Origin of the sequence: Geothrix sp. 21YS21S-4 (assembly GCF_030845995.1) — a bacterium.
Taxonomy (GTDB): domain Bacteria; phylum Acidobacteriota; class Holophagae; order Holophagales; family Holophagaceae; genus Geothrix.
Genome location: NZ_CP132719.1, coordinates 1,300,104 through 1,322,454, shown reverse-complemented (window position 1 = coordinate 1,322,454; position 22,351 = coordinate 1,300,104). Strand labels below are relative to the sequence as shown.

13 protein-coding genes and 1 tRNA gene are annotated in these 22,351 nt (G+C 66.6%); 4 read left to right on the top strand and 10 right to left on the bottom strand.

The genetic code is table 11. The features are described from left to right. Positions 1 to 92: 92 nt before the first annotated feature. Entirely contained in the window at positions 93 to 452 is a 360-nt protein-coding gene (locus RAH39_RS05975; protein ID WP_306591896.1) for a DUF6188 family protein, read from the bottom strand. Positions 453 to 459: 7 nt separating this feature from the next. After that, a complete protein-coding gene (locus RAH39_RS05970) occupies positions 460 to 7,599 on the bottom strand; it encodes an RHS repeat-associated core domain-containing protein (RefSeq protein WP_306591895.1) in 7,140 nt (2,379 codons plus the stop codon). A 433-nt stretch (positions 7,600 to 8,032) separates the two neighbouring features. Here RAH39_RS05970 and ftcD point away from each other — a divergent pair, with 433 nt between their 5' ends. The 3 genes from ftcD (at position 8,033) to RAH39_RS05955 (ending at position 12,559) form a co-directional block, all read left to right on the top strand. Further along, the gene (ftcD, locus tag RAH39_RS05965; protein WP_306591894.1) at positions 8,033 to 9,880 is read left to right on the top strand and encodes a glutamate formimidoyltransferase; all 1,848 of its coding nucleotides are present in this window, start codon (positions 8,033 to 8,035) and stop codon (positions 9,878 to 9,880) included. Positions 9,881 to 10,049: 169 nt separating this feature from the next. Then, positions 10,050 to 11,585, top strand: coding sequence for a methyl-accepting chemotaxis protein (locus RAH39_RS05960; RefSeq protein WP_306591893.1), 1,536 nt, complete (start codon positions 10,050 to 10,052; stop codon positions 11,583 to 11,585). Between the two features lie 38 nt (positions 11,586 to 11,623). Further along, on the top strand, positions 11,624 to 12,559 hold the full coding sequence (locus RAH39_RS05955; protein WP_306591892.1) for an RluA family pseudouridine synthase: 936 nt from the start codon (positions 11,624 to 11,626) through the stop codon (positions 12,557 to 12,559). Between the two features lie 175 nt (positions 12,560 to 12,734). Here RAH39_RS05955 and RAH39_RS05950 read toward each other — a convergent pair whose 3' ends face one another. From RAH39_RS05950 to RAH39_RS05915, 8 genes are all read right to left on the bottom strand, one after another. Then, positions 12,735 to 14,363, bottom strand: a complete 1,629-nt coding sequence (locus RAH39_RS05950; protein WP_306591891.1) for an ABC-F family ATP-binding cassette domain-containing protein — start codon at positions 14,361 to 14,363, stop codon at positions 12,735 to 12,737. Beyond that, on the bottom strand, positions 14,360 to 16,267 hold the full coding sequence (locus tag RAH39_RS05945; RefSeq protein WP_306591890.1) for a mechanosensitive ion channel family protein: 1,908 nt from the start codon (positions 16,265 to 16,267) through the stop codon (positions 14,360 to 14,362). The genes RAH39_RS05950 and RAH39_RS05945 overlap by 4 nt, the downstream gene beginning before the upstream one ends. A gap of 79 nt (positions 16,268 to 16,346) precedes the next feature. Continuing rightward, positions 16,347 to 16,535 carry a hypothetical protein gene (locus tag RAH39_RS05940; RefSeq protein WP_306591889.1) on the bottom strand — a complete coding sequence of 63 codons (189 nt, stop codon included), beginning with the start codon at positions 16,533 to 16,535 and terminating at the stop codon, positions 16,347 to 16,349. 105 nt (positions 16,536 to 16,640) lie between these two features. Continuing rightward, positions 16,641 to 17,537: a proline dehydrogenase family protein gene (locus RAH39_RS05935; protein ID WP_306591888.1), complete on the bottom strand. Its 897-nt coding sequence runs from the start codon at positions 17,535 to 17,537 to the stop codon at positions 16,641 to 16,643. A gap of 435 nt (positions 17,538 to 17,972) precedes the next feature. After that, on the bottom strand, positions 17,973 to 18,500 hold the full coding sequence (locus RAH39_RS05930; protein ID WP_306591887.1) for a hemerythrin domain-containing protein: 528 nt from the start codon (positions 18,498 to 18,500) through the stop codon (positions 17,973 to 17,975). A 316-nt stretch (positions 18,501 to 18,816) separates the two neighbouring features. Further along, a tRNA-Lys gene (locus tag RAH39_RS05925) sits at positions 18,817 to 18,893 on the bottom strand. A 53-nt stretch (positions 18,894 to 18,946) separates the two neighbouring features. Further along, the gene (gene trpS, locus RAH39_RS05920; protein WP_306591886.1) at positions 18,947 to 19,939 is read right to left on the bottom strand and encodes a tryptophan--tRNA ligase; all 993 of its coding nucleotides are present in this window, start codon (positions 19,937 to 19,939) and stop codon (positions 18,947 to 18,949) included. A 3-nt stretch (positions 19,940 to 19,942) separates the two neighbouring features. Further along, the gene (locus tag RAH39_RS05915) at positions 19,943 to 20,692 is read right to left on the bottom strand and encodes a site-2 protease family protein (RefSeq protein WP_306591885.1); all 750 of its coding nucleotides are present in this window, start codon (positions 20,690 to 20,692) and stop codon (positions 19,943 to 19,945) included. Between the two features lie 70 nt (positions 20,693 to 20,762). Between RAH39_RS05915 and RAH39_RS05910 the strand changes: the two genes are divergently transcribed. After that, positions 20,763 to 22,310: an aldehyde dehydrogenase family protein gene (locus tag RAH39_RS05910; protein ID WP_306591884.1), complete on the top strand. Its 1,548-nt coding sequence runs from the start codon at positions 20,763 to 20,765 to the stop codon at positions 22,308 to 22,310. Positions 22,311 to 22,351: the final 41 nt, after the last annotated feature.

Below are 22,351 nucleotides of genomic sequence, written 5' to 3'. Positions count from 1 at the left end.
GAGGCCTCTTGATTGATTAACACTTTCCCTGGTGTATTACTAGGAGACTGAATCAGTTAATAATTCCCAGAATCGCAACCTCACATGCCGCGTTAAACAATGATTTGCCGTTCTCCTTTTGAGATCCAGAATGACTCGTATACTTCGCTCGTGTCTGGAATCCCTAGGGTTGTTCCAGAACGGAAGGCAATCAGAAGCCCTCCCTCCTTGGTAGCCTTAGCGTGCTCAATCTCATCATTCAGCATTCTGACCAGGGCTTGCGCACCATCACTGGTCTCATGGAAGGTGACGAGTTCCTGATCGGCCTCCTTAATTAAGAATTCCGACAAGAGCGTGATCCTGACATCGTCAGTAAAGTTCAGAATCACTTCATTCTTGCCAACACACACCTGCAATAGGTCGATTCCGAGAAGGAATGAGAGATCAATGTCGGGAGAGAGTTTGTACACCACTTAACTCCTAATCAATCTTCGGGGGGAGTGGAACATGGACCTGGGCTCTCGCTTGTGGTCTCGTCACATTCGCTGGTGGTTTCCCGGTAGCTGGGTTTACCGGTTGCCCATTTGCATTCGTCTGGACCCAATAGCCATTCGGATATTGTTTTGTCCCCGGCATGACTCGGACCGAATGACCTTCAGGAAGGCTGGTAGGAGGAGGTTGCGCTGGATTCGTAGGAGTTTCAAATTGAGGTGATGGTTTTGGGGCACCTTTGGCGGCTGCCGTAACCTCTGCTGCTTCCGCACCCCCAACACCCTTGGCGGCGGCCGCTTCTGCTCCCATGAATGGAGCGGCTGTTGCCAAAGCGGCTCCCGCTACCCATTCCGGGTCCTTGACTGCCAAGCCCCAAGCTTGAAGTAAATTTCTCACTGCCCCTTTGAAATCACCATTCAGGATTGAGGTAACAACATCGCCAGATTTGCTTTGATAGGTGTCTTTGTTTGTATGCGCGATTCCATCGGAAGCTATCTTTGCCTTGTTTTCATTATCCGCCTTTTGCGCTCCCCATTGATCAGCATCCGCACCCTCTTGGGCCGGCGCGTTGATGGCCATCTCCATGCCCGTGGGATCGGTATTCAAGATCGGACTGTTCCGCACATAGCTATAGATGTTCCAGCTCTGCGTGTCCTCGAAATGCTGATCCCGAGCTGGATCGGGGCTGGTGAACCTTCCCGTCCACGGCATGTAGAACCGCGCCTGCATGTAGATCAATCCCGAGGTATCCGTCTGCTCGTGGTTCGTGTAGCCCTTGGAAGTGATGTAGCTGGATCCGCTCTGATCCAACAGTTCCCCGAACGGCAGGTACTTCTGCCGGGATTCCACCTGCCCTGTTGGCCCTGTCACAATCCGCGGACTTCCCAAGTGATCGACCATCGTGACATGCATGCCCGCTGCATCGATCTCCGCAGCCTCTCTTGTTCCCAGATACAGGATGTCCCGCTTCCAAGTCAGCGTTCCGCTCTCCGTGACGGTGACCGTCACCTGAGCGCTGTCTGCCCCTGCACTGTTATTCACCACGAGAGTGTAGATCTGAGTGCTCGCGGGAGCTACCACGAGGCTGCTCGTGCTCATGGCCTGCCCATTCAGAGTGATCGAATCCGCCCCCTGAACGACCCAGGCAAGTGTCGAGCTGCGCCCCTTGGTAATGCCGCTCGGGCTGGCCGTGAAGCTCACGATCACGGGTTTCTGCGTCACGGAGATGCTCACCTGGGCACTGGTCGTGCCTCCCAGGTTGCTCGCCGTGATCGTGTAGGTCGTATTCGACAGGGGCGTCACCCCCAAGCTTCCCGATGCTCCGACATTTCCGATTCCATTGTCGATCACCACGGAGGTCGGGCTGTTCGTAACGCTCCAGCTCAGCGTCGTGCTGTTCCCCACATTCACGCTCGTCGGGCTCGCACTGAACGAAATAACCGGCTTCTGGATCACCGTCACCGCTGCGCTTGCGGTCACCGACTTGCTCGGGTCCAGGTTGTTCGTCGCCGTCAGGGTATAAGTGGTGCTTGTTCCCGGCACGACCCACATCGAGCCGCTGGCGGGCACGCTGCTTCCCGACAGCGTCACCGTCACATCTCCCACACTGTTGGTGACATTCCATCTCAGCGTGGTTCCATTTCCAACGCCGATGGTCGCGGGATCCGCATAGAACGCCGTGATCGTCGGCACCGTCGGCCTCGGATTCACCGTCACCGTGGCGCCGGCAGTTCGGGTGACGCTCACCCCGTTCAGGCTGTTCGTCGCCGTCAGCGTGTAGGTCGTCGTTCCACTCGGACTCACCCACCTACTGTTCGTTCCGATCACGCTTCCGATCCCCTGGTCGAGGGTGAGACCGGTCGCATTGCTCACGCCCCAGCTCAATGTGCTTCCGTCGCCCTGATAGATCGTTCCTGGGCTCGCGGTGAACCACGAAATGACAGGAGCCTGCACCACATTCACCGTGATGGTGGCGCTGGTGGTTCCTCCCGCATTCGTCGCCACCAGCGTGTAGCTCGTCGTCGAGGACGGATACACCGCCTGCCCGCCGCTGGCTCCCACGCCGCCTCCGGACAAGGTCACGCTGCTCGCCCCAGACACATTCCAGTTCAGCGTCGAACTTCCTCCGATCGCGATGGTCGTCGGGCTCGCCGTGAAGCTCACGATCGACGGGGCATTCGGCAGCACCGTGATCGTCACCGTGGTGGACTCCGCCACCCACGTCGTCTGGTACTGGTTGCACACCCGATTTCCCTGATCGTCCCATCCCCAGCTGACGCACTTCCCATTGGTCGGCACCTGCGTCGTCAGCATGGCCGTATACGTCCCCGCGGCGCCGTAGGCGTGGCTGGCGCTCCATCCGCTCGCCGTTCCTCCGTCGCCAAAGGCCCAGGAGCCTCCATTTCCATCCGGCGAGCTGCCGCTGAACCACACGGCCTCTCCTACGCGGACCGTAATCGGACCCGACGGCGACGTGATCACCGGATTCGTCCCGATGGATGCCGTGCCCGCTGTGGACTTGGTCGTCGAGGCCAGGCTCTTCGCGGCGGACGTCTTCGCCGCCAGGGCCTGCGTCCCCGCGGGCACCACGCCCCCGCTCAAGCTCTCCTCGTACTGCCCCACCAACTGGCGCCCATCGTTGTAGAGGTTGTACTTCCGCTTCACCAGGGTCGATCCCTGCCATTCCTCCACCAGGCTCCTCAGGCCTTCCGCGGTGTACGCGTAGCGTTCGGAGGTCCCGTCCGGGCGCCCCAGGGACGTCACCCGGCCCAGCGCGTCGTAGGCCATCGTCAGCGCCGTAGCGGCGTCACCGGGCTTCTTGAACACCTGGATCAGGTTCCCCTGGGCGTCGTAGACCGCCCCGGTCAGTGCGCCTCCCGCCGTCGCCGCCGGCATCTGGTTCTTCTGAACCAGCGCCGCGGACGCGGGATCGAAGCTCACGTTCACCACGTCCCGCCCCGCCGCGCCCAGCAGCGGCGAAGTGGTCGTGCTTGGTATCGAGTCCTCTCCTCCGCGAGCGCCGCTCCATCCCAGTACCGCCAGGATCTGGGTCGAAGTCCGGTTCCCGAACGCGTCATATCCGAACGTCTGGAGCTGATCCCCGAAGTCCCGACTCTGCACCAGGGCTTCCACCAGCCGGTTCAGGCTGTCGTAGCGATACTGGTCGAAGGATCCCGTCGTCAGGTCCGACTCCCGCGTCAGATTCCCCACCTGGTCGTAGGTGTAGACCCACTGGGCCAGGGGACCTCCGCTTGCCGGGCTGTGCACGATCTGGGTCAGTCGCGCCTGATCCGCCCCGTAGTCGAAACTGCTCACCGCCTGGTTCCCGTAGCGGATGCTCCGGATCGCCCAGCTGATGGGATCGTACTGGCCCCATGGGGTATCTGCCACTAGGCTCCCGTTGTAGGTGAGCTGCTTGGGAAGGCCCGTTTCCGAATGGTAGGTCTGGCTCCACGGCGCATGCCCCGTGTTCCCTCCGGTCCGCTGCCCGTACTCGTCGTAGGTGAACGTCTGGGTGAATGCCTGGCCCCGGACCGTCGTCTGCAGATTGTCGAGCCGCCCTCCCCGGCCGCCATAGCCGAAGGCCGTGGTCACCGTTCCATCCTGGCTGCTCGCCAGCTTCCCCAGGCCGCCCAAGGCCGTGTCGTAACTGAGAACCTGACTCACCGTCCCGTCATCGGACGTGACGGAGAGGGGCCGGCCCATCCAGTCCGGCGTCATTCGGACGAGGCGCCCTGCATAGTTCGTGGTGGTGGGCTTTCCCGCCACCGTGAAGTCCGAATAGGTGGTGGATCCGCTTTCGGGCTGCAGCAGCCCCGTCAGCCAGCCCAGGCCGTTGTAGGTCCAGGTCCGCACCTGCTCCCGGCCCGCCGCGTCGGCCTGCCGCACCTCTTTCAGGCGGTCTCCGCCGTCGTAGCGGTAGAGGGTTCCCTGGCCCAGGGCGTCGGTCACCCGGCCCAGGCGCCCGGCCGCGTCGTTCTCGTACCGCGTCGTCCGCGCATCCGTCGTGCCCGCGCCCACGGTCACCGTCCGCACCGTCCCAGGCCCATAGACGGTCTCCACCGGGATCCCGTTCGCGTCCGTCGTCCCCGTCACGCGGCCGCGACCGTCGTACTGGGTAGACGCGCCGACGTACTGGCCATTGTGATGGGTCACCGTCGTGGTTCCGGGAATGAACTGCCACTCCAGGCAGACCGGCCCATTTCCCTCGTCCAGTCCCCACCGCTTGCAGATGGTCTGATCCGACGTCGTCACCGTGACGTCTACGGGCTGCACCAGCCAGGCATTCGCCCAGTCCGCCTCATGCCCCGCCCCATCCCCGGGCTGCCACACCGTCTCGCCGATCTTTCGGCCCATGGGGTCGTACCCGTAGAGGCGGTAGGTCCACGCTCCATCGGGCGCCTTCCGCCGCTCCAGGACCAATTCTCCGAACCCGTTGTACCGCAGCTCCGTCACCTGGAAACCCCGGGTGAGGGTAATGCCCCGATGATCGCTGTCGTTGTAGGCGATGTCCGTCCCCGTCTCGCCGGGCGGGGTGATCCGGGCCAACCGTCCCGCCGCGTCCCAGGTGAAGCTCTGCACCTTCCCGTTCATGTCCGTCTGGCTCGTGGGCCGTCCCAGCTCATCCTGGGCCTGGCTCACGCTCAGGGTGGTTCCCGCGTTGGGCTTCTGGCTGATGGCGTTCAGGTAGCCGTTGCTGTCGTATCCGTAGGCGCTCACCCCCATCTGGCCACTCAGGGCCAGGCCCGGCGAGGTGAGGGTCGCGCTCTGGAGCTGCACCGCCGCGAGGCCCGACGTCCCCTGATAGCTGAACCCCGTGGTGACGATGCTTCCGTCCGACCCCTTCAGGGCCACCGACTCCACCCGGTTGATGGAGGCATGGAAGGTCTTCTCCGCCGTAGGCTGGGCGCTCGGCAGAGGGGTGTTCGGCATCAGAAATCCGGTGTTGTCCGCCACCGTGACCGTCTGTTCCCCCTTCACGCGCCCGATGAACCAGTCCGGCACGCTGGTCGCGAAGGTCTTCACCGTCTGCCGGTACACCCCCTGAGTGGCCGGGTAGGGTGAATATCCCAGGCCCTGCTGGGCCAGGCTCAGGTAGTCGACGCTCAGGTCCGGACTCGACGTTACCGCCGAGGTGCGGTGGATGGTCCCCCATCCGAAGGCGCTGCTGTCCCAGCCCCCCATCTCCTCGGTGACGAGCACCTGGCTCTCCTTCTCCCAGGTCCGTGTCCGCGTGGGATAAGGCACCGCCTGGTAGGCCATCTCCCCACTTGGTGCCCCTACGGTCCGCACGTCGAATCGGTCCTTCACCACCCACTTGTAGGCCGTACTCGACGCCGGGTCTGTGTTGGAAAGATCCGCCTTCCAATCCACTCCCGGGAGGTAGTACCGAACTTCGCGCTCGAGGGTCTTGATGAAGGCCAGATCCTGCATCATTCCCGCTTGATCGGGCGGGCCCACGAACCGGTGGACGCTCACCGACCCGTCCACATTGCTGATCGCGTCATAGAACGTCCGATCCACCCACTGGTCCGGCGGTATCTGGCCGGCCGGGTAATAGCCCCAATTCGACGTCGGCGTGACGCGGGTATGGGCATATCCTCGCGTCTGCGCGCCGTCGGAATCGAAGACCCCCACGACCCCGTAGGCATAGGCCGGCCGACCCGGCGCGCTGCTGCTCGCCATTCCCCCCCACGCCTCGGGACTGTAGTTCATCCGGAAGGGATAGGGCTTCCACACCAAACCCACTGCCCGCGTCGGGAACGTCACGCTGGACAACACCGTCGGCGTGACGGTCACCAGGCCCCACGTCGTGGGCTCCGCGACGGCGTACCCGAACCGAATCTCCTCCTGGGTCGCTTGCTGAATCACCTTTACGGGCTGAACGCTCTGCATCGCGGCGTCGAACGACATCATGTCGTTCGCCCGCTGGCCATTGACGCCATTCAGCGCGGCCGCGCTGTCGGGCCCTCCGCTCGAAGGCGAGAAAAGCGCCCCTCCCTGGGTGGGCTCGGACACGTCCAGAAAGTAGCCGGACACCGGCTGGCTGAGCCCCTCGTAACTGATCCAGATCCGGGTGGCGCTCGTCAGCAGGAGGGTGTTTCTGGAAAGGCTGGGCTGCCCGGACGGAACGGAAGCGGGATCCGTGACCTGCACCCGGATCCGCACGGCAGGATTGGTGCTCCACGTCGCGGTGTATCCGATCCCATCCGAATCGTAGGTAAAGGCAATGGATTCCCCAAAGCGATTCCGAATCCTCGTCAGCATGTAATGGCCGCTGTACAACTGCGTCTTTTCCGTGATGAGCAGATACGGAATGTGCTGCGTCATGTAACTGTGATTCACATAGTGGAACTCGTAGGCCACATCCCCTTCGATGACGGCCATCCGCCGGGGGAAGTGCCACCGGTACTGGGTGTAGGGGTATTCCTGGATGTCGTCGGAGACTTCATCCGTCAGCCCCATCGCATTGGGGGTGCCCGCCGCCCGCAATCCCACGATCAGATGGCCCGAGGATCCCATCTCCACATAGGGCGTCCGATCCCCCAGCGCGACGGCCGTGGAGCCCGGCATGTACCCCACCGTGACCTCCGAGCCGAACCCGAACTTCCCGAGCAGCGCCGGGAGGTTCGCCATCACTCCAGCCGGCACCTGCCCCAGGGCCCGCCCTCCTCCGCCGCCCGGAAGGCTGTACGAGGTCTTCTTATGGTCGATATGGCTCACCATCGTCCCCAGATCGAGCGACCCCGGCGAAATCGACGACGAACCGAACCCCCGCTGATAGAGGGTGTCCACCGTCTGCACCCCCCAGAGATCCGTCGAGTGGTCGAATCCGGGCGACAGCAACACGTTCTCGTCCACCGAACTGATCCCCAACTGGGGAGAGAGCCGCATGGACAGCATCGGCCGGAACTTCAGCCCCCGCTCTCCGATGCCGGGGCCAAACGGAATGTTCAGGCTCGCCGCTCCCGAGGCCGCGTCCACTTCCACGCCTCCACTGAACGTCGCCGGTCCCTTCGCACGGTCGAACTTCACGTCCGAAAACGACGTCTGGTAGCTCTGCGCCAAGGCCGAAAGGCCCGTCAGGCACAGCCAGAAGAAAGTCAGGAAAGAAGGCTTCAGCTTCATAACATCCCGCATGTCAGGATCCCGATCCTAAGGTCAGAATCGACCACCCTGTTGTTAATCTTTGGTAAGGAAATTCCTTCCGCTGCGTGTGCCTTGGCGAGCAAACGAGAGTTGGCGGAAGCATGGACATCCCGAAATGATTTCCGCCCATCCTAGCGAACGCTTTGCCGACTCCAAAGGTGATTATTGTCATGAGGGACGTGGCAAAATGCGTACTGGTGCGCCTTTCCAGCGAATCGCGCGTGAATCAAGGCGAGCGATCGTGAAAATCCGACGGGCTCTTCTCACTTTCTTTTTTTTGATCTCGAGGGACTTTCCCCGGGCCAGTCACCCGACCTCCCTTGACAGGGTGTCAAGACCGTTCCTCTGCCTTTCGCCCCGGGCCGCTCCAACCCCGCGCCACTGCTAGACTTCTCGGGTTTCCGGAGGAGCCATGTCCCGCAAGCTGGTGGAGTGCGTGCCGAACATCTCGGAGGGGCGGGATGCCGCGAAGATCAAGCAGGTGGTGGATGCCATCGCGGCGGTCCCTGGTGTGCGGGTGCTGGACGTGGATCCGGGGGCGGATACGAACCGGACGGTGATCACGTTCGTGGGTGCGCCGGAAGCGGTGCTGGCGGGGGCTTTCGCCTGCGTGGCGGAGGCAGCCAGGGTCATCGACATGCGCCAGCACAAGGGTGCCCATCCGCGGATGGGCGCGACGGACGTGGTGCCCTTCGTGCCCGTGGAGGGCGTCACGATGAAGGAATGCGCCGACCTGGCGCGACGCCTGGGCGCGCGGGTGGCCGCGGAGCTGGACATTCCCGTCTACCTGTACGAGGAGGCCGCCGCGCGGCCCGAGCGCCGCAACCTGGCGGAAGTGCGCCGGGGCGAGTACGAGGGGCTGGAGAAGAAGCTGCGGGATCCGCTGTGGGCGCCGGATTTCGCGGCGGCCTACAACGCCGGCGCGGGGGCTACCATCGTCGGCGCCCGGGAGTTCCTGGTGGCCTACAACGTCACGCTGAATTCCGGCGACAAGGCCCACGCCACGGACATCGCCTTCGAACTGCGCGAGAAGGGCCGCGTGGCCCGCCGCGGGCGGGTGAAGCCCTACTACCAGGCGGGCGAGCTGATCTACTACGCGGAGGGCGCCTTCCCCTGCGGCAACTGCGACTTCACCGGCGCCACCTTCCAGGAGACCGTGGACCACTGCGCGTCGGCGCACGGCTACGACCTGCCCGCCCTGATGCGGCTGAACGACGCGGACGCCGCGAATCCCGTGGGCCAGAAGGTCCGCCGGCGGGGCACCTTCAGCCACTGCAAGGCCATCGGCTGGTACGTGGACACCTACCGCCGCGCCCAGATCAGCGTGAACCTCACGGACTACAAGCGGACCCCGCCCCACGCGGTGCTGGAGGAAGCCCGCCGCCTGGCCGCCGAGCGCGGGCTGGTGGTGACGGGCAGCGAGATCGTGGGACTGGTGCCCTTCCAGTGCCTGCTGGCCTCGGGCCGCCACTACCTGAAGGCCATGGGCAAATCCACGGGCGTGCCGGTCCAGGATGTGCTCCAGACGGCGGCGTTCTCCATGGGCCTGGGCGACGTGGCGCCCTTCGAGATCGAGAAGAAGGTCCTGGGGCTGCCCGCGCATGATCCGAAGGCCCTGGTGTCCATGCCGGTCCACGCCTTCACGGACGAGGTCAGCCGCGACACGCCGGCCCCCGGCGGCGGCTCCATCGCGGCCCTGGCGGGCTCCCTGGGCGCGGCGCTGGCGAGCATGGTGGCGAACCTGGCCCAGGGCGGACCGGACGCGGAGAAGGACGCCAAGCTCATCGCCCTGGCGGAACGGGCCCAGGGCCTGAAGGATCGCCTCATGATCGCGGTAGACGCGGACACCAACGCCTTCAACGCGTTCATGGACGCCCGCCGCCTGCCGGACGCCACGCCCGAGCAGAAGGCCGCCCGCCACGACGCCATGCAGGCGGGGCTGAAGGTCGCCATCGACGTGCCCCTGGATACCGCCCTCACCAGCCTGGAGGCCCTGGAACTGGCCGGCGAGGCCGCCCGCCTGGGGAAGGTGGCATCCATCACCGACGCGGCCGTGGGCGCGCAGATGGCCTACGCGGGCGTGCGCGGCGGCGTGTGGAACGTGGTGATCAACCTCAAGGACATCACGGATCCCGGCTACGTGGCGGACATGCAGGCCCGGTGCGCCGAGCTGCTGAAGGCCGCGACGGACCGCCTCAGCGACATCACCGCCTACGTGGACCAGAAGCTCCTGGACCGCCTGAACAAAGCGAAAAAATAGTCCGCACAGCCCTTTTTCCTCCCGGCTGGGGCTCGGCACCAGGGGTTCGCACCGCCGGCGCGGGGGAAGCGTGACCATCGGCACTTATCCCCCCTCCGCGGGGGGTCGAGAAGCTGATCACCGTCCGTCTGAAGATTCCCCCCATCGACAGCCAGGAGCGTCCGCGTCCATGAACCGCAATGGCCTTGCCCTGAAATTCTTCCTGCCCGTGGCGGCGTCCCTCGCCGTTCTCCTGGGCGTGGCCATCTGGGCCGCGACCGCCTACCAGACGCGAAACGTGGAACAGGCCTTCGAGGAGCACCTGACCTCGCTGGCGGTCGGTTCCCGGTCCATGGTCCATTCCGAGGCCGAGGACTACTGCCGCAGCCAGGGAATGGCCTTCCACCGGGTCGAGGAGGGCCGCCTGTCGGAGGACCCCGCCGCCGCAGCCTTCGAGCGCGTGGCGCTCCAGTCCTTCGCGTCGGATCCCTCGCTGGCGCACCGGGCGCTCCACTACCGCGACGCCCAGGGCGTGCCCCGCGTCTACGTCCTGAGTCCCGGGCGGCTGAAGGAATCCTGCGCCCAGTGCCACGACGCGTTCGGCGTGAGCATCTTCAAGGACCGGAAGATCGGCGATCTGGTGGCCTCCTTCGGGGTCTCCATGTCCACCGCCGACCTCTACCGCAGCCAGCAGACCACGCGCCTGCTGGGCGCCGGGGCGGGATTGGCGCTGCTCGTCCTGATCAGCGCCGTCACCATCCGCCAGGTCCGCGTGTCCATCCTCCGCCCGCTGCGGACGGTGTCGGAGGCCATCGGCCAGGTCGCGGCCGGCGACATGACCGCCCGCGCCGCCGTGGGCTCCGAGGATGAGATCGGGCAGCTCGCCGGCACGTTCAACGGGATGGTGGCCGACCTCAACCAGGCGCTGCGCAGCATGGACCAGGCCTCGGAACGGGTGGCGTCGGGCAGCACGGAACTGGCCGCCAGCGCGGAGCAGATGAACGTCACCGTGCAGGAGACCGCCCAGGTGGGCGAGGATCTCCGCCAGGCGGGCCAGGAGGTCGTGGAAGCCCTGCGCCGCCTGGACGCCAACGTCGAGACCATGGCCGACCACACCCGGCGCACCGGCACCCAGGCCGAAGAGGCCGTCCAGGACACCGATCGCGGCGCCGTCACGGGCCGGGGCACGGCGGAGGGGATGGAATCCATCCGGCAGGCCACCGCGCGCATCGTCGACGCCGTCCAGGCGATCCAGGGGATCGCCCGCCAGACCAACCTGCTCAGCCTCAACGCCGCCATCGAGGCGGCGAAGGCGGGAACCATGGGCAAGGGCTTCGCGGTGGTGGCGGAGGAGATCCGCATCCTGGCCGAACGCAGCGGCCAGTCCGCCAAGGAGATCGAGGACATCGTCCAGGCCATGCAGGCGGCCGTCTCCGGCGGCGTCGACAGCGTGGAGGTCACCCTGCGGCACCTGGAGGCCATCCGGGATCGCATCTCGCACGTGTCCGGCAGCATCCGCGAGATCGAGGGCCTCAGCGGCGGCCAGGCGCGGACCGGGCAGGACGTGGGCCGGATGATGAACCAGACCGCCGTGCGCCTGGATCAGAACGCCGCGGCGACCCAGGAGCTGGCGGCCACCGTGCGCCAGGTCTCGGACACCGCCGACGACCTGTCCCGGGTGGCCGAGAACCTGCGCGGAACCGTGCGGCGCTTCAAGCTGGGATGATGGAAGCCCCGGCCGGGCCGGGGTTTCCGGAAGGCGGGATGGCGGAGAAGAATCAGGGCGTCGTCCACAGGGAGCAGATCGGCCTCGACGGCGCGGGCCGGACGCTCCTCGCCCACCTGGCGGCCCGGTACCCTTCCGCGTCCACGGAGCTCTGGCGGGAGCGGATCGAGGACGGCCAGGTCCAGCTCGACGCCGAGGAGCGCCCCTCGCCCGGCGCCGTGCTGCGGGCGGGCCAGCGCGTGGCCTGGGCGCGTCCGCCCTGGACCGAACCCGACGCGCCCTTCGCCACGGCGGTGCTGTACGAGGACGCCGACCTGCTGGCCGTGGCCAAGCCCAGCGGCCTGCCCACCCTGCCCGGCGGGGGCGCCTTCCAGGAGCGCACCCTGCTCGCCCTGGTGCGGCGCCGGGCGCCGGAGGCGAGCCCCATGCACCGGCTCGGAAGGGGCACGTCGGGGCTGGTGCTGTTCGCCTGGCGGCCCGAAGCGCGGAGCCCGCTCCAGGCCGCGTTCCAGGATCCCCGCACGCGCAAGGTCTACCGCGCCCTGTGCCAGGGCCGGCCCGTAGAGGACGCCTTCGAGGTGGCCGCGCCGATCGGACCCGTGCCCTACGCGCCGCTCGGTGTCCTCCACGCGGCGTCGCCGGAGGGCCGCCCTTCCCTCAGCCGCGTCCGCGTGCTGGAGCGCCGGGGGGATGCCTCCCTGGTGGAGGTGGAGATCCTCACCGGCCGGCCCCACCAGATCCGCATCCACCTGGCCTTCGCGGGCCATCCCCTCGTCGGCGATCCGCTCTACGGCCCCGGCGGCGGTCCCCTGCCCCATACGCAGGCCGTGCCCGGCGACCTGGGCTACCTGCTGCATGCGGGGCTGCTGGAGCTGCCCCATCCGAGAACGGACGAGATGCTCCGGCTGGAATGCCAGCCGCCGCCGATGTTGCGGCGGGGTTTTCCCTCTGAACAAAAACCCCGCTCAGAATAATTTTTCTTCTTGGCGGTGTTCCTTGATGGTTCATGCCAATAGGCGATCAAGATCCAGGATTTTCTTTTCACCACCAAGACACCAAGGCACCAAGAAAAGCTCCGCTCACCATGGATGCGGTTCTTGGTGTCCTTGGCGTCTTGGTGGTGATCCTTTCTTTGAATGCAAAGGGGTGTCAGTTGTGGACTCCCGGCGCCTCGCGGCCGGTGCGTTCCACGTACTCCACGTAGGTCCCTGGGAAGGCCATGGGCCCATCGTGCTCCTCGCCGGCCAGTTCGAGAACCCGGTTGGCGAGGCCGCGTAGGAAGGTGCGGTCGTGGGACACGAACAGCATGGTGCCCTCGAAGTCCTTCAGGGCGTCGATCAGCATCTCCTTGGTGGCGAGGTCCAGGTGGTTGGTGGGCTCGTCCAGCACCAGGAAATTGGGCGGATCGAACAGCATCCGGGCCATCACCAGCCGTGACTTCTCGCCGCCGGAGAGGGCGCGGACCCGCTTGTCCACGTCGTCCCCGGAGAACTGGAAGGCGCCCAGGAGGTTCCGCAGCACGCCCAGACCCTCCATGGGGAAGTCCTTCTGCATCTGCTCCAGGACCGTGAGGTCGGCGTCCAGCAGATCGAGGGCCTGCTGGGAGAAGTAGCCGAGGCGCAGGCTGGCGCCCAGGCGCACGGTGCCCGCGTCGGGCGGGACCGCGCCGGCCACCATCTTGAGCAGCGTGGACTTGCCGGTGCCGTTCTTCCCCATCACGCACCAGCGCTCGCCGCGGCGGACGTGGAGGGCGAACTGGTCGTAGAGCTTCTTCGCGCCGTAGGCCTTACAGACGCCTTCGAGCATGGCCACGTCGTCGCCGGAGCGGCCGGGAACGCGGAAGTCCCACTTCACGACGCGCCGCCGCCGGGGCGGCTCGATCCGCTCGATCTTGTCGAGGGCCTTCACGCGGCTCTGCACCTGGGCGGCCTTGGCGGCGTGGGCGGAGAACCGCTCGATGAAGCGCTGCTCCTTGGCCAGCTTCGCCTGCTGGCGAGCGTAGGCGGCCTCCTGGTTGGCCTCGCGCAGCTCCCGCTCCTTCGCGTAGAAGTCGTAGTTGCCGGAGTAGGTGACGATGTCGCCGCCGTCGATCTCGAGGACCTTGGTCACCACGCGGTTCATGAAATCGCGGTCGTGGCTGGTCATCAGGAGCGTGGCCGGCACGGACTTGAGGAAGCCTTCCAGCCAGAGGATGGACTCGATGTCCAGGTGGTTGGTGGGCTCGTCCATCAGCAGGACGTCGAAGTTCCCCAGCAGGACCTTGGCCATGGAGACGCGCATCTTCCAGCCGCCGGAGAGGGCGCCCACGTCGCCGTCGATCTGGGCGTCCTCGAAGCCCAGGCCGTGGAGGCAGGCCCGCGCCCGGGCTTCCAACTCGTAGCCGCCCAGGTGCTGGTACTCCTCCTGGACGTGGCCGAAGCGCTCCAGGACGGCCTCGAAATCCGGCGTGTCCGGATCGGACATGGCCTTCTCCAGCTCCAGGAGTTCGTGGTGGAGGTCGCCCAAGCGGCCGCTGCCGGCGATGGCCTCGTCCAGGACCGGGCGGCCGGCCATCTCGTCCACCTCCTGCCGGAAATAGCCCACGGTGAGCTTCTTCGGCAGGGTGACGGCACCGTCGTCCGGGGATTCCTCGCCCATGATCATGCGGAAGAGCGTGGATTTTCCGGCTCCGTTCGGTCCCACCAGGCCGACTTTCTCGCCGGGATTCAGCTGGAAATCCGCCTCGATGAACAGGACCTGCTTGCCGTACTGCTTGCTGACGCTGGAAAACGAAATCATCGATCCTCGGCTTTCGGGGCGGAAATGTCAGCCTCGCCGCGGCCGTGCAGCAGCGCGACCACGGCCTCGTTGAGGCGGAGGCGGGTCTCGTGGCGCTCGAAGGCGCGGGTGACGTAGCGCATCCGCACTTCCACGCCCCCGGCGGTGGGCACCACGTCGAGGCCGGGCGCGGCGGAGAAGGCCTGGACGCGGTAGCGCGCCGTGGCCCGCCGCCACTCCTGCTCGGCCTGGCGGACGTTGGCTTCGGTCTCGTTCTCCACCAGCTTCCGGAGACCGTCGATCACGGGATAGGGATCCTGGCCCGCGGGAATCAGGACCCGCAGCTCGTCCCACATCCACTGGCCCGAGGTGGTGAAGTTGAAGAAGTGGCCTTCGATGGCGAAGCTGTTCACGAAGGCGACGCGGCGGCCCGTGGGATGGCCGGCGTCGCTCCAGCTCCCGGTCTCCAGGACGACAGTGCGCAGCAGGCCGATCTCCACCACCTCGCCGCCCACGCCGCGGATCTCCACCCAGTCGCCCACGCGGATCCCGTTGCGGCCCATCAGGACGAACCAGCCGAAGAAGGCGACGATGAAATCCTTCAGTGCCACGGTGAGGCCCGCGCCCGCCAAGCCGAGGACCGTGCTGGTCTGGGCGGGGACGCCGAGGAGGAGGAAGACGGCGGCGAGGAGGCAGACGGCCTGAAGGGCCAGCTTCACCACGATGCGCAGGGTGCCCGCGCCCTTCCGGTCGCCGGCGGCGGCCCGGTGGAAGGCGTGATCGACGAACAGGCCACCCAGGTAGGCGATGAGCGCCAGTCCGAGAATCCCCAGGAGCTTGGCCAGCAGCCCGTGCAGAGCCGCCTTCCGCAGGCCGTCGACCACGCCCAGCCAGTTGCCGTAGATCTCCGCCAGCTCCTGCTGATCCTGGATCCGGCGGCCCATGTCGGACAGGCGCCGCTGCGCGTCGCCGTACTGCCGGAGGTAGGAAACCGCGGACTGCGCCTGATCCCGGCCGGGACCTCCCTCCGCGGCGGCGGATTCCTTCACGAGGTTGGACGCCCAGTACTTGGCGGCCTCCCGGTCGTCCTTCTCCTGCTTGGACCGCGCCTCGATGATCTGGCGGCGCTTCTCCAGCGCCTGGGCCTTGACGAGGCACTCCTGCCGCGCCCGCTCCAGGCGCGTCACCTTCTCCTTCTGGATCCGCCACTCGCCGAAGCGGGCCACCAGACTGCCGGCCTGGAACGCGGAGGCGGGAAGCGCGGCGCCCATGGCCTGGGAGGATTCCCGGTCGGCGGCCTCGTGGGCCTCCTTGAGGCGCCGGATCCGGGCCTGGGGATCGCCGCCGGCCCGCGCCAGATCCTCGGCCGCGGCTTCCAGTTCGTCCTTGTCCAGCTCCAGCTGCGCCCGGGCGACGTCGAGCTGATCCTCAATGACGTCCTTCTGGGATCCGGGGACGGCGGCCAGGCGCTTTTCCAGGCCCGCGATGAGCTGCTGATCGGCATCGACCGTGGCCTGGGCCTTGGCCTTGAGATCCGCCAGCCCCTTCACTTCGGGCGTGGCGGGGGCCTGGTCCGAGACGGCGCGCCAGATGGCGTCGGCGAAGGCCAGGTCCACCTCGTGGTTGGCCACCCGCTCCGCCTGCCGCGCGAACTGCTGTTCCTCCGACGTCTGGGCCAGCGGCACCAGGCTGCGGGCGGTGAGCAGCGGGGACTGGTCCACCAGCCGCTCGCGGCGGGGACCGCGCTTGGCGTCCCGGGGTGCGCCCTGAGGCTTGGCCTCCGGAGATTTGGCTTCCTGGGATTTCGGCGCCGACTCTTCCTGGGCGGCCGGAGCGGGGCGCTCGCGGGTGGCCACCCACCCGGCGCCAGCCGCGGCAGCCAACAGCAGCAGCGCGGCTGCGGGGATCCAGGAGCGGACATTCATCCGTCCAGACAATCATGAAAAGGGGGCCCAACGCAAAACCCCGGAGACGGGCTCCGGGGTTCGAGTGGCGAGGGGAATCTCAGCCCTTCTTGGCTTCCTTGTGGGCGTCCTTCTTCTTGGCGCACTCGGGGCAGTCCTTGCAGGAGGCCTTGGCCTTCTCGCAGCAGGCCATCCCACAGCCCTTCTTGGGCTCGGGCTTCTTTTCTTCGGCGGCGAAGCCCGCGAGGGCGAAGGAACTCACCAGGGCCAGGGCCAGGAATTTCTTCATCGGATCCTCCAGATGGGTGGGACACGCTCCCACGAGAAGCACCATACTCCCCGCCCCGGTTTTTCCAAAGGCGGAAAAGCCACGTCCAGGTCGGAAAGCCGGCGTTCAGCTTCCGAAGAGGTTCTTCATCACCATCATCGCCATGGCGGGATTGGCGGCGAGGCGCCGCTTGAGGTAGTGCTCCGCGTACTGCCACTCCTCCGCGAAGGGCACGTAGAGGCGCACGATCTGGCCGCGCTTGACGATCTCCTGCTGGATCGCCGTGCGGGGCACGCCCAGCAGCATCTGGAACTCGTAGGCGTCCTTCGCCACGCCGCGCTTGTCGAGGAACTCCATGCAGCGGCGCACCAGGGGCTCGTCGTGGGTGGCGATCTCGGGGTAGTGGCCGTGGTCGAGGAGCAGCTGGACGTACTCGAACAGCTTCTCCTTCATCTGGGGCTTCTCCTGGAGGGCCTCTTCCGTGGGCTCGCGGTAGATCCCGATGCAGATGCGCACCTTGCAGGGCTTGGCGTGGAGGGCCTTGATGTCCTCCTTCGTCCGGAAGAGGCGGCTCTGGAGCACGATCCCGAAGTTGTCGAACTCGTCGCGGAGCGCCTTGAACATGCGGAGGGTGACGTCCGTGAAGTGGTGGTCCTCCATGTCCAGGGTGATGTGGAGGCGGTGGGGCGCGGCGGCCTCGACGATGCGGCGGAGGTTGTCCTGGCAGTAGGCTTCGCTCTCGTTGATTCCGAGCTGGGTGGGCTTGAGGCTGATGCTGGCGTAGGGACGGTCCTTCAGGGCCTCGATCATCCGGAAGTAGAGCTGGACGGTGGCCTCCACGTCCTCCCGGCGGAACACCTCCTCGCCCAGGAGGTCCACGGTGGAGTAGAGACCCAGCTTCGAGTGGAGCTCGTCGGCCTTCGCCACGCCGGTGGCGATGCCCTTGCCCGCGATGTAGGGGGCGGCGAAGGTGCGGACCAGCGGCCCGGGCATGAGATCGATGAGGGTGCGTTTCAGGTCCACGAGCTTCCTCCGTTCCCGCGCGCCCCGCCATCCGCCGGGCTCGCGGCCTTCCAAGGATAGCGAAGCGGCCCTTTCCGCCGGGCGAGATGTGACCGGAGAGACAATGGCTGCGCATCGGATTCACCCGCCTCCCACTGCAAAAGCCCGCGGAGATGAATCCGCGGGCTTCAGGAATTGGAGGTTTCTCTGGGCCTTGAACCAGGATTCGGATTCAGGATTCACGGCCTAGTAGGCGTTTGCCTCAAGAGTCTTCCTCGGGCATGGGGATGAGGCGGGGTCCGACGCCATGGCTGTACTCGGGGGGAGATCCGAAAGAGAAATGGCCACTTCCGGAGAGGGCCTATGCGGCGAAACGGAGGACTGCTCCGCCGAAACCGCTGCTGGTGGAGGGCGGCGTATTCGGGTCCTCGGAACACACCCACCCGAGGATCCGCCTCACTTCTTGGTTTTGGGCATAGCGGCGCCGCGCGAGGAGGGCTCCTCCTCCGTCAGGCGATCCTTCATCTCCTTCATTCGCTCCCCAAGGGCATCCAGATCGAGGTCGGTCTTCTTGACCTTGGGGAACATCTCGCCCTGCTCTTCCTTCACGTGATGGCGGATGTACTCGCTCAGGACTTTCACCTTCGCGTTGTAGAGATCGTCGTCCGGCTCCATCCCTTGGAGCTGACGGATGAGGGCCTTGGCGCCGGCGTGCTCCACCTTGGCCTCGTCCATGATGTCGTCATCATCAATGGCCTCGCGGGCGGCGGGGTAGAAGACCTTTTCCTCAATGGCGGTGTGGACCGTCAACTCGGAGCAGATCTGCTCCACGATCGCGCGGCGTTCCTCCACGGGCCCATCATCCTTGATCTCCTCGAAGGAATCGAAGAGCGCGAGCACCTTCTGGTGGTCGCTCTTGAGGAGGGAGATGGCGTCCATGGTGGCGGTGCCGGTGGGAGATTCGGATTTCTTGGGAGTGGTCATCGCGTGCCTCGCAAAGAGAAGGGGGAGGGGGCCTGCGGTTCGACGGGAGAGATGTTCAACTGAATACCCCATCAAAGGCAGGATAGGATTGTAAGTCGATTGTAGTAATTCGGCAATAAATGTAATTTATCACTCTAAAATACCATAAAATCGCTCACGTCTGGCGGCACAGGAGCCTCCTCCCAAGCTGGGCCTCCGGCTACTACACATGAAGGCCCCGTCCGAATCCCGTCCGAGCGCCAAACCGACCCATTCCCTGACAGGTTTCGACCCAATGCAAAAAGCCCGCGGACGTAAATCCACGGGCCTCTGGGGTTGGTGGTTCCTCTGGGACTCGAACCCAGGACCCTCTGATTAAGAGTCAGATGCTCTAACCAGCTGAGCTAAGGAACCCCAGGAACACTAGTCTAGCACGGGCTCTGCGGGATGCAAGCGCCCGTTTTCGCTCACAGGGCGGGCATCCGCATGGCGGCGCGGACATCCTCCATGGTTTCCACGGCCACGGCCCGGGCCCGGGCGCTGCCGTCCTTCAGAACGGCCTGCAGGTCGGCGGGGCGGGAAAGGCTGTCCTCGATCCGCTCCCGCACGGGGGCCACGCGGCGGATGACGGCTTCGGCGACGCGCTTCTTGCAGTCGAAGCACCCGATTCCGGCGCGGCGGCACTCCACGTTCACCAGCTCCACGGTGGCGGCGTCGCTGAACAGCTTGTGGAACTCGAACACGGGGCAGATCTCGGGATTGCCGGGATCGGTCTTGCGCACGCGGGCCGGGTCGGAGGCCATCTGGCGGGTGCACTTCTCCAGGATCGCGGCGTCGGTGTCCCGCAGGTAGACGCAGTTCCCGTAGCTCTTGGACATCTTGCGACCGTCGAGGCCTGGCACCTTGGGCGTCTTGGTGAGCACCGCCTCGGGTTCGGGGAAGACCTCACGCTGGTAGAGGTGATTGAAGCGGCGCACCACTTCGCGCGCCAGTTCCAGGTGGAAGAGCTGATCCTCGCCCACCGGCACCTTCCGGGCCTTGTAGACGATGATGTCGGCGGTCTGGAGCAGCGGGTAGCCCAGGAAGCCGTAGCTGCCGAGGTCGGCCACGGCGTTCTGGAGCTTCTCCTTGTAGGTGGGCACGCGCTCCAGCCACGAGAGCGGCGTGATCATCGACAGCAGCAGGTGCAGCTCCGCGTGCTCCTTCACCAGGCTCTGGACGAAGATCGTCGCCTTCTGCGGATCGAGCCCCGCCGCCAGGTAGGTGGCCGTCAGCTCCAGCGTGGCGGGCCAGACCTCCTCCACCGCCTCGTACTTCGACGTGAGGGCGTGCCAGTCCGCGATCATGTAGAAGGCTTCGCCTTCGCCCTGGAGCCGCGTGAAGTTGTCCAGGGCCCCCACCAGGTGGCCGATGTGCTGGGAGCCGGAGGGCTGGATTCCGGAGAGGACGCGGGGCTGCATGGATCAGGCTCCAAGGAACAGGCGGGCGATGGTTTCGATTCCGGCCAGGATCACGCCGAACACGGGGCCGATGACGTAGCCCAGCAGGCCGGTGAGGGCGAGGACGATGAGGACGCCGCCCATCCAGGGCTGGACGCGGTCGTACTTGGGCAGCCAGCGCCAGGGCAGCAGCCCCCGCAGGATGCCGGAGCCGTCGAGGGGCCCGATGGGCAGGAGGTTGAACAGGGCCAGGCCGAGGTTGATCAGCACCAAGCGTCCCGTGAGGGCCATGGCCAGCGTCAGCCCCGTGCCCAGACCCAGAGCCTGGAGGCTTTCCACGCGCTGGGCGAGGAGGGCGTGGGCGAACAGCCGCAGCTCCAGCGGCGGAGGCGGCGCCGCCATCTTGACGAGCGCGAGGAGCACGCCCAGGAACAGGACGGCCAGCGCGACGTTGGATATGGGGCCGGCGGCGGAGACCAGGGCCATGCCGCCCCGCTGGGTGAAGCGCCGGGTGAGGTTGCGGGCGTCCACGGGCACGGGCTTGGCCCAGCCGATGAAGGGAATGCCCGTCGCCATGCCCAGCAGGGGGAACACGAAGGTCCCGATGGGATCCATGTGGGCCAGCGGATTCAGCGTCATCCGCCCCAGCCGCGCCGCCGTGTCGTCCTGCAGCCAGTGCGCCGCCGTGGCGTGGCTGGCCTCGTGCACGCTGAGGCTGAACAGGAGGGCCACGTAGCTGACGAGAATGGTGGGGATGGAGATGCTGTCGAACACCCGGACTCCGGCAATCACCCAGTGTACAGGCTGATGGACACGCTATGCTGACTGCTTCCAGGAGTGGAGCATGCACCTCAGGCCCAACGCTCCCGCCGCCGTGAGCGCCGGGAAGTCCGTGATCGGCTTCAACATCGTCAACGGCCGCGAGGTGGAAGGCGACCTGGGGATGATCGAATCCCGATCGGCCGTGGATCGGCGCGATCTGGTGGGCATGTTCCCCGACAGCGGCGAGAAGGACGTGGCCCGCGCCGCCAAGGCCGCCGCCGACGCCCTGCCCGCCTGGTCCGCGCTGCCCGCCTCCCACCGTGCGGACCTGATCCGCCGCGCGGCGGAGCACCTGGAGCGCCACCGCGACAAGCTGGCCCGGATCCTCACCCGCGAGATCGGGATGACGCAACAGGAGGCCCAAACGGAACTGCAGGAGGCCATCGACGCCTGCGCCTTCTTCGTGGCCGAGACCGAGAACCTCTCCCGCCGCGCCCACCGCCGTCCCGTGGGGGTCTGCGGAATTCTCGCCACGGGCGCCTCGCCCCTGGCCGCGCCGCTGCGGAAGCTGGCGCCGGCGCTCCTCTCCGGGAACACCGTGGTGTGGAAGCCCAGCGACAACGCCCCCACCGCGGCCTACCTCCTGATGAGGCTGCTGATGGAGGCCGGCCTGCCCGCCGGGGTGGTGAACACCGTCAACGGCAAGGGCCGCGCCGGCTGCGGAAAGCACTTCCTGGGCGGCATCGAGAAGGGCCACTACCAGGCGTTCAGCTTCATCGGTTCGGCGCCCCTGGGCATCGCCGTGGGCGAGACCTGCGGCCGCCGCCTGCTGGTGGCCGACCTGGAGGTCACCGCCAAGGGCACCTTCCTCGTCCTGCCCGACGCCGACCTGGACCGCGCCGCCGCGGACGCGCTGGCCATGGGCTTCGGCCAGGCCGGGCAGCGCCCCGTGGGCCTCGCCAACATCCTGGTCCACGAGGCCTGCGCCAAGGCCTTCCGGGAACGGTTCCTCGCCGGTCTGGCGGCACTGCCCGTGGGCAATCCCCTGTCGGATGCGGACGTGATCTGCGGGCCGATGATGAACGCCCGCCTGGCGACGACTTTCCGCGACCGCCGGGATGCCGCCCGCGAAAGCGGGGCCGCCCTCGTGGCCGGCGGCGACCACTGGACCGAAGCCAACCGCACGGCGCAGGTGCGGGGCGACGTGGGCCACGGGGCCTACCTCCAGCCCTGCGTGTGGGAGGGCGTGACACCGGAATCGGACCTGTTCGCCGACCAGACGCCCGGGCCCTCCGTGAACCTGTGTTCGGTCCGCGATTTCGACGAGGCCCTGGTCTGGGCGAACCTGTCGCCGGCGCGCGTCGCCAGCAGCCTCTACACCCAGGATCCCCACGCCATCGCCCGCTTCTCCCGCGAGATCCACGCCGACCTCACGGGGATCAACGCCCCCGCCGGGGACGGATCCACCCGCATCCCCCTCGCCGGCCTGGGCGTTCGCCCCGGCGCCCGCCCCGCCCTGGAGGTCTTCTCCCGCTGGCAGGTCCTCGCAGGGGACGCCTGCGAGGACACCCACCCCGGCGCCCCCGCCCTCGCCGCGGGAACCCTCCAGACGGACTGGGACAGCCTGTAGGACGCGCCAACCGCCAAGACGCCGAGAACGCCTGATCTGTT

What these genes read in the sequence shown, in the direction of transcription:
- RAH39_RS05970 (WP_306591895.1), bottom strand. Translation starts at nt 7,599, where the DNA reads ATGAAGCTGAAGCCTTCTTTCCTGACTTTCTTCTGGCTGTGCCTGACG.
- ftcD (WP_306591894.1), top strand. Translation starts at nt 8,033, where the DNA reads ATGTCCCGCAAGCTGGTGGAGTGCGTGCCGAACATCTCGGAGGGGCGG.
- RAH39_RS05960 (WP_306591893.1), top strand. Translation starts at nt 10,050, where the DNA reads ATGAACCGCAATGGCCTTGCCCTGAAATTCTTCCTGCCCGTGGCGGCG.
- RAH39_RS05955 (WP_306591892.1), top strand. Translation starts at nt 11,624, where the DNA reads ATGGCGGAGAAGAATCAGGGCGTCGTCCACAGGGAGCAGATCGGCCTC.
- RAH39_RS05950 (WP_306591891.1), bottom strand. Translation starts at nt 14,363, where the DNA reads ATGATTTCGTTTTCCAGCGTCAGCAAGCAGTACGGCAAGCAGGTCCTG.
- RAH39_RS05945 (WP_306591890.1), bottom strand. Translation starts at nt 16,267, where the DNA reads ATGAATGTCCGCTCCTGGATCCCCGCAGCCGCGCTGCTGCTGTTGGCT.
- RAH39_RS05940 (WP_306591889.1), bottom strand. Translation starts at nt 16,535, where the DNA reads ATGAAGAAATTCCTGGCCCTGGCCCTGGTGAGTTCCTTCGCCCTCGCG.
- RAH39_RS05930 (WP_306591887.1), bottom strand. Translation starts at nt 18,500, where the DNA reads ATGACCACTCCCAAGAAATCCGAATCTCCCACCGGCACCGCCACCATG.
- trpS (WP_306591886.1), bottom strand. Translation starts at nt 19,939, where the DNA reads ATGCAGCCCCGCGTCCTCTCCGGAATCCAGCCCTCCGGCTCCCAGCAC.
- RAH39_RS05910 (WP_306591884.1), top strand. Translation starts at nt 20,763, where the DNA reads ATGCACCTCAGGCCCAACGCTCCCGCCGCCGTGAGCGCCGGGAAGTCC.